Here is a 7,423-nt window from a genome sequence, read left to right as displayed (position 1 = left end):
CTTCAACGGCAAGGCCGACGTCAAACTCGCCGAAGGCTTCCAGGACAAGAACGACAAGAACGACAACAACGACCACGACAACGACCGCGACCGCGACCGCGACGGCGCCCACCTCACCCTGCGCGACACCGAGGTCAAGGGCAACACCGCCCTCAACGGCGGCGGCATCTTCAACAACAAGGGCACCGTCACCCTGACCAAGACCCACGTCACCAAGAACACCGCCACCGACGCCTCAAAGCAGCACCGAGTCGCCGGCGGCATCCTCAACAACGACGGCAAGGTCCGCCTCGACGACAAGTCGACCGTGACCAACAACGACCCCACCAACTGCGCCGGCACCGTCAAGGACTGCTTCAACTGACCGCCGGTCAGCGTCGGCTCAACAACGACGGCAAGGTCCGCCTCGACGACAAGTCGACCGTGACCAACAACGACCCCACCAACTGCGCCGGCACCGTCAAGGACTGCTTCAACTGACCGCCGGTCAGCGTCGGGATCCACACACAGGTCCGCCCCCTGCCACTTCGGTGGCAGGGGGCCGGACCGTCGCCGGATCAGCGCTGGACGAAGACCGCCACGCTGCGCGCCGGCACGGTGAACGTGCCGGCCGCCCGGTCGAACGAGGCCGTCCGGAGCACCGGGTCGGCCGAGTTCACCAGCACCGGGTGCAGCGCGACGTCCGCGCCCCGCAGGCCGGTCACCGTCTGCTTCGCCGTCTCGGGCGTGCCGTTGAAGACGACGGTCAGCGACTTCCACCTCCCGTCCAGCCCGCGGGCGTCCAGGGTCATGGTCAGCACGCCCGGCGTCTCGCTCTCGCCCGAGAGCGGGAAGGCGACGCGCCGCTGCACCTGGCCGGCGGTGGCCAGCCCGAACACCGGCGAGGACTCCCGGATCCGCAGCAGCTCGGCGTACCGGGCGTCGGCCAGGTTGATCGCGGCGCAGTCCGGCACCAGCTTCGGATCGGCCAGCAGCGGCTTCGCGTACGGCCACTTGTCCTTGTTGTCCTGCTCCGGCGGGAGGCCGACGCCGAACCCGTTGCCCTGCGCACAGTCCCACCGGATCTGGTTGAACCAGTCACCGGAGTTGTACGAGTTGCGGTCCAGCGACTTCGAGCGCAGCCGCTCGGAGCCGGCGGTGACGAAGCCCGCCCCCTGCCCGAAGGTGGTGGTCGCCAACGCCAGCACCTGCATCCGCGACCGGTCGGTCGCCGAGGTGCCCTGCGGCAGCTTGTACGCCAGCGCGTCGTACAGGATCTCGTTGTCGTGCGCGTCGACGTAGGTGACCGCCTCGCCCGGCGCGGCGGTGTAGCCGGCCGGCGAGCCGTTGTAGTCCACCTGGGCGCCGGTGACCTGCCGGCCCGACGAGTCGGTGAACCGGTAGCCCCGCAGGTTGCCGGCGAGCCCCACCTTGATCAGGTCCTGCTGGTGCAGCAGCCGCGCCTTCTGCTCGGCCGCCGTCCCGTTCACGGTGTCGCCGTTGGGGTCGGTGTAGAGACCGGAGGCGAAGCCCTGGATCCGCGGGTTGCCGTCGAAGGGACCGCCGCCGCGCACCGCGTCGCGGAGCCGGTCGTTGAAGGTGCCAATGCCGGTCCCGGCCATGTTGGCCTGAATGGCCTGCACGAACCGGGCGTCGTTGGCGACCTCGCCGAAGTTCCAGCCCTCGCCGTAGAGCAGAATCTTCTTGCCGTCCACGCCGTCGCGGGCCGGGGTGAGCTGGTCCAGCGCGGCCCGCACGGCCAGGATGTTCGCCTTCGGGTGGTGACCCATCAGGTCGAACCGGAAGCCGTCCACCTTGTACGCCCGGGCCCAGGTGACCAGGGAGTCCACCACCAGCTTGCCCATCATGGCGTGCTCAGGCGCGGTGTTGGCGCAGCAGGTCGAGTTGGCGACGCTGCCGTCCTCCAGTAGCCGGTGGTAGTAGCCCGGCACCACCTGGTCGAGCACCGACTTCGGGTCGGTGCCCGCGGCGGAGGTGTGGTTGTAGACCACGTCCAGCACCACGCGCAGCCCGGCGCCGTTGACCCCGGCGACCATCTGCCGGAACTCGGTGGTCCGCTTCGCCCCGGCCGGGTCGACGGCGTAGCCGCCCTCCGGCACGGTGTAGTGCAGCGGGTCGTACCCCCAGTTGTAGCCGTCGGACTCGGCGACCTTCGCCACGCAGGCCTGCTGCTGGTCGGAGTCCGGCGGCAGCTTCGCCAGGTCGCAGTCGGGCTGCTGCTGGGCGGCCCGCTTCTCGGGAATGGTCGCGAAGTCGAACGAGGGCAGCAGGTGCAGGTAGTTGACCCCGGCGTCGCCGAGCGCCTTCAGGTGCTTCATGCCGGCCGTGTTGGGGTCGGTGAAGGCGAGGTAGGTGCCCCGCTTCTCCGCCGCCACGGTGGCGTCGGCGATCGAGAAGTCCCGTACCGACAGCTCGGAGATTTGCGCCTTCGACGCCGGCACCGCCGGCGGCTTGCGCAGGTCGGCCCAGCCGGACGGGGCCAGCGACTCCTCGGACAGGTCGACGATCTGGCTGTGCGTCGAGTCCGGCGCGAGCGCCACCGAGTACGGGTCCGTCACCGCGGCGGTGACCACCTTCTGCGCCGCCGGCTGCCATGCCTCGACCTGGTAACGGTAGTACTTGCCGGCCCAGGCCTTCGTGCCGCGCACCGACCAGACGCCGGTGCGTTCGTTGCGACTCATCGCCACCGTCCTCGGCTCGGCCGTGGGCGAGTCGAAGAGCTGGAGCGACACCGTTCGGGCGGTGGGCGCCCAGACGGCGAGGGTGGGCACCCGACCGGCGAAGGTGGCGCCCAGCCTGGCGTCGGTGGCCCGGGCATAGACGTCGTCGAGCACGCCTGGAATCTGTACGCCGGTCGCGCCGAGCAGCACGCCCTCGGCGTCGCGCTCGGTCACCACCAGTTGCCCGCGCAGCGCCGCCGGGACCTTGGCCAGGTCGGCCCGGTCCAGCGTGAAGGTGCGGTAGGACCACAGGTGCGGGAAGGCCGCCCGCTGGGCCTCGGTGAGCCCGTTGCGCTGCGCCCGCAGCGGCAGCGAGGTGTACGTCCCGGCCAGCTCGCCGTCGGCGATGCTCAGCCCGCCGGCCGGGGCGGCCACCAGGGCGTACTGCTTGCCGTCGGTCGGACCGGTCAGCCAGGCGACGGTGGACCGGTCGATCCAGTGCGCCTTCTGCTTGGTGATGTCCAGGTCCGCGCGGACCGGAGGAGCTGGGCGGCAGCAGCCGGCCCTTCACCCCGGCGAGCAGCCAGACCTCACGCCCGGCGCTGGCGAAGTCCAGCCGCTGGTCGTCGGGCTGATCCTTGGTGTCACCGGAGTGGATGATGTAGTTCAGCCCGGTCGTGCCGGCGGCCAGCGGCACCCGGAAGACCGCGCCGAAGGCGTCGATCTTCTCCGGCTTGAGCGGGTTGGACCAGTCGGTCGGGTTGGCGGCGCCGTCCCAGAGGTGCAGCCCCCAGCCGGCGTAGTCGTTGTCGGCCTTGCGCCAGTGGATGACCGCGGTGCTCTCGTCGACCGCCGGGTCCGGCTCGCCGGTGGCGGCCTGCCGGGTCGGGTACAGCGTCGGGTCGCCCTGCTTGACCCAGACCTCGCCGGTCTGCGTCACGTCGATGGTGCGGTCGTTCGCGACGTCCTTGTTGCCGTTGGAGTCGACGACCAGGAAGCCGACCGACTTCGCGCCCTGCTTGAGCTTGACCCAGGCGAACCGGCCGTAGGAGTCCTCACCGGCGAACGGCTGCCCCTTGGGCCACTCGGTGGCGTACGCCGGGTCGATGTCACCCCAGGTGTAGAGCCCCCAGTCGTCGTACCCGCCGGCGGGCGCTGGTAGTGCACCACCGCCCAGTCCCGAGCGGCGCTCTGCGCCGGGGTGCCGACCACGCCGGTGGCGCGGGTGCCGGCGGTCCGCCCCTTGCCGTCACGGACGACGGCCTTGTACTCGACCTTGGTCCCGCCGGCCAGGCCGGTCAGGTCGTGGTGGACGGTGTACGGGGCGGTGTGCGCGCTGCCCAGCAGCGTCCACCTGCCGCCGGGCACCCGGGCGGCGAAGGTGACGGTGGCCAGCGGGTCGCCGGTGACCTGGGCGGTGACGGCGGCCCGGGTGGCGACCGGGTCGGCGCCGGGCGCGGTGAGGGTGATGCTCGGCGCGGCGGTGGCCTGCGGGATGGGCCGGCCGGCCTTGAGCACCACGGCCGCCATCGGCGGCACGGTCAGGTCGAGCTTGCCGTCCGCTCCGGCGGTGGCGGTGGCCGCGCCGCCGTAGACGCCGGTGAAGGCGGTGCCGGCGGACCAGGTGTCGACGGAGACGGACTGCGTGGTGGCGGCGTTGTTCACGGCCACCACGTACTCGGTGCGGTCGGCCGGGGCGATCCGGGAGAAGGCGAAGACGCCGGCGCCGTCGGCCGCGTACCGGGTGACCTGGATGCCGTCGCGCAGCGCCGGGTGGGCCTGGCGCAGCGTGCCCAGCTCGGCGATGGTGCGGTAGAGCGGGTGACCGGTGTCGTACTGGTCGTCGGCGTGGGTGCGGGTGGTGCCGATCAGGTCGTCGTCGAGGTAGTCCGCCACCTTGCTGGCGAACATGTCCTGCCGGGCGTCCTTGTCGCCGCCGGGGCCGGTGAAGCCCTGCTCGTCGCCGGAGTACACGACCGGCTGGCCCCGGGTGAGGAACATCAGCTGGTGGGCGAGCTGGTCGCGGCGCAGCTGGGTGGCGTCGTCGCCGCCGGAGGCGGCGACGAAGGAGCCGATCCGGCCCATGTCGTGGTTGCCGAGGAAGGTGGTCAGCCGGTTGGCGCCGGTGTCCCGGGCGGCGTACAGGTCGTCGCGGGCGTACACGTCGGCGAGGGCCTTGGCGGAGCCGTCGGCGGCGGTGTAGCCGCGGGCGGCCTCCTGGAAGGAGAAGTCCAGGGTGGCCGGCAGGCCACCGCGCCGTACGTAGGTCGAGGTGACCTCCTGGTCGGCGCTGTAGACCTCGCCGAACATGAAGAAGTCCTTCTTGCCGGCGGCGTCGGCGGCCCGCTTGATGCCCCGGCTGAACTGCGGCCAGAAGTCGAGGTTGACGTGCTTGACGGTGTCGAGCCGGAAGCCGTCGACGTCGGTGCTGGCGATCCAGTCGCCGTAGGCCTTGGTCAGCCCCTGCACCACCTCGGGACGTTCGGTCCACAGGTCATCCAGGCCGAAGAAGTCGCCGTACTCGCTGTTCTCGCCGGCGAAGGTCGAGTCACCGCGGTTGTGGTACATCGTCGGGTCGTTCAGCCAGGCCGGCACCTTCACCTTGGCGTCGGCGGGGGTGGCGAAGGTCGGCGTGTACGGGCCCGCGTCCGCGGTGACCGTCGGGAAGTCCCGGGTGCCGTCGGCGTAGTTGCGGTCCTCGAAGGCGCGCCCCTGCGCGTCGGTGTACGGCGAGGTCTTCTTGTCGACGTACGCGTACTTGTCCTCGCCGTACTTGATGACATCGGCGGTGTGGTTGACGATGACGTCAAGGTAGACCTTGATGCCGCGCTGGTGGGCGAGCTTGACCAGCTTCCGCATCTCCTCGTTGGTGCCGAAGTGCGGGTCGACCTGGGTGAAGTCGGTGATCCAGTAGCCGTGGTAGCCGGCCGAGACGTCCGCGCCGCTGCCCTGCACGGGGCGGTTCTTGAAGATCGGCGCGAGCCAGATGGCGGTCGTACCCAGGCCCTGGATGTAGTCCAGCTTGTCGATGACGCCCTTGAGGTCGCCACCGTGGTAGAAGCCCTTGTCCTTCGGGTCCAGCCCGGTGCGCAGGCGGTCGCCGGTGAGGCCGCCGGAGTCGTTGCGCTCGTCGCCGTTGGCGAACCGGTCCGGCAGTACGAAGTAGAACTGCTCGGCGCGTCCCGCGCCGGCGCCGGCCTTCAGCAGGGCGTCGGTCGAGGGCTCGGCGCCCCACTGGGCGGCGCCGGCCGCGGCCAGGGTGTCGACGGTGGGCGTCCGGTCGGTGGCGTCCGCGCCGAGCTGGTTGACGGCGACCGGGACGCCGACGAGGGCGAGGGTGAGGGTGAGGGTGGAGACCAAGGCGAGCAGTGCCTTGCGAGATATCGGCGGGGGTTTCATCGACGGCCTTCCTCTGGTCGCTGATTCGCCCGCACGCTAGCTCTTGCCGAAACATTCTGCAATACCTTGCAAACATGGTCGCAACAAAGCAGCCTTCTTGCGAAACGCGCGGTCGTTCCGCCGGCATGGAAAGGTCACCCCGCACTACCGGACAGCGGGTGGATCAGAGGCCGGCGCAGGCGGCGCCGTCGACGGTGCATTCGCTCGGGCGGGCGTAGTCGCCGGTGTGTTCGAGGTGGAACCGCAGCGCCACGGACGCGCCGCCGTCGAGGTCCACCCCGCTGGTGTACGTGAAGACGCCGTCGGACATCCGGGAGGTGCCCTGCGGCGCACCCTCCACCCAGGAGCTGGCCACGCGGCTGCCGGCCGGCAGCACCAGGCGCACCGTCCAGGGGCGGGGACCGGCGGCGGCGTTGGCGAGCAGCACCACGGCACAGACCGCGCCGGCCAGCCGGCCGGCCAGCACGGTCATCGCCGGCAGCGAGGCCCACAGGACGACGGTCAACAGCATCAGATACCGGCCTCGCCGGGCCTGGGCCCGGTGGTCGAGCCGGGCGAAGAACCGTGGATCGCTCTCCCGGAGCTGACGGGTGATCTGGTCGAATCTGCGCTGATCCTCTTTGCTGAGCATGGCGATGCCTTCCCCTCACGGCTTCAGCGGTCCGGCGGCTTACCCGCTGTTGCGGCGGCTCACGCCCTTCCGCTGCTGCCACTTTGCGCCGCCGACGAGGTGGCGGGACGCGGGTCAGGAACGGCTCAGCGCAGGCTTATCCCTTCCTTAAGTTTCGCTGTGCCCGTGAACGCGGCTAAAAGCGTCGCGTGGGCCGGAAACGTTACGTCCCGACCCTGGGGGACCGAGTCGCCCCTGCTCCGGACGTCGGCACCCGGCAGGGCGGAAACCGGACCGCCGGGGGGCCCGCTGAGCGGTGTCTTAAGTGCCCTCCGGAGCCGCTGGTGAGCGCCTTGAAGGCCCTCCACCCCATGGTTACCGTCCCGTAGCAACCCCCTCAGGCAACAGTCGCCGCACCCTCCGCCCCGCTCCGGTCGCAGCGTGTCGGCGCCTTGAAGAAATCGGGATTGGTGCATGGCCGACCAGAATGTGCCACCGCGCGGACCGTGGGAAGACCGCGGCTGGACCCCTGGACAACACCCCACCCCGGACGGATACCGCGACGTCCACCGCTCCACGCCGTACGCCGTGCAGTACCAGGGCCAGGTCGACCCCGGCCAGCCGCACGCCGGGTACGCCACCCAGCCGGCCCCCCGCGGCCCGCAGTGGGTCGGCCCGGAGGCTGGGCCGGCAGTCGTTCCACCAGCCGGCCGGCACCGGACTGCCCCAACTGGACGACGGTGACGAGCCCGGC

Annotated in this window: 4 pseudogenes; 1 reads left to right on the top strand and 3 read right to left on the bottom strand. The window is 71.0% G+C overall.

The annotated features are described in order from the left end of the window. Positions 1–364, top strand: a pseudogene (locus JNW89_RS21700) (hypothetical protein); the annotation flags it as partial. A 193-nt stretch (positions 365–557) separates the two neighbouring features. Here the strand turns inward: JNW89_RS21700 and pulA are convergent. From pulA to JNW89_RS21685, 3 pseudogenes are all read right to left on the bottom strand, one after another. Continuing rightward, positions 558–6,059 (bottom strand): annotated as a pseudogene (pulA, locus tag JNW89_RS21695) (pullulanase-type alpha-1,6-glucosidase). A gap of 163 nt (positions 6,060–6,222) precedes the next feature. Continuing rightward, a pseudogene (locus JNW89_RS21690) lies at positions 6,223–6,432 on the bottom strand (cellulose-binding protein); the annotation flags it as partial. A 36-nt stretch (positions 6,433–6,468) separates the two neighbouring features. Further along, positions 6,469–6,690, bottom strand: a pseudogene (locus JNW89_RS21685) (DUF3040 domain-containing protein); the annotation flags it as partial. Between the last annotated feature and the right edge of the window lie 733 nt (positions 6,691–7,423).

This window comes from Micromonospora sp. 4G55 (genome assembly GCF_016803375.1).
The sequence above is the reverse complement of the archived record's forward strand: the minus strand, read 5'-3'. Positions and strand labels throughout refer to the sequence as shown.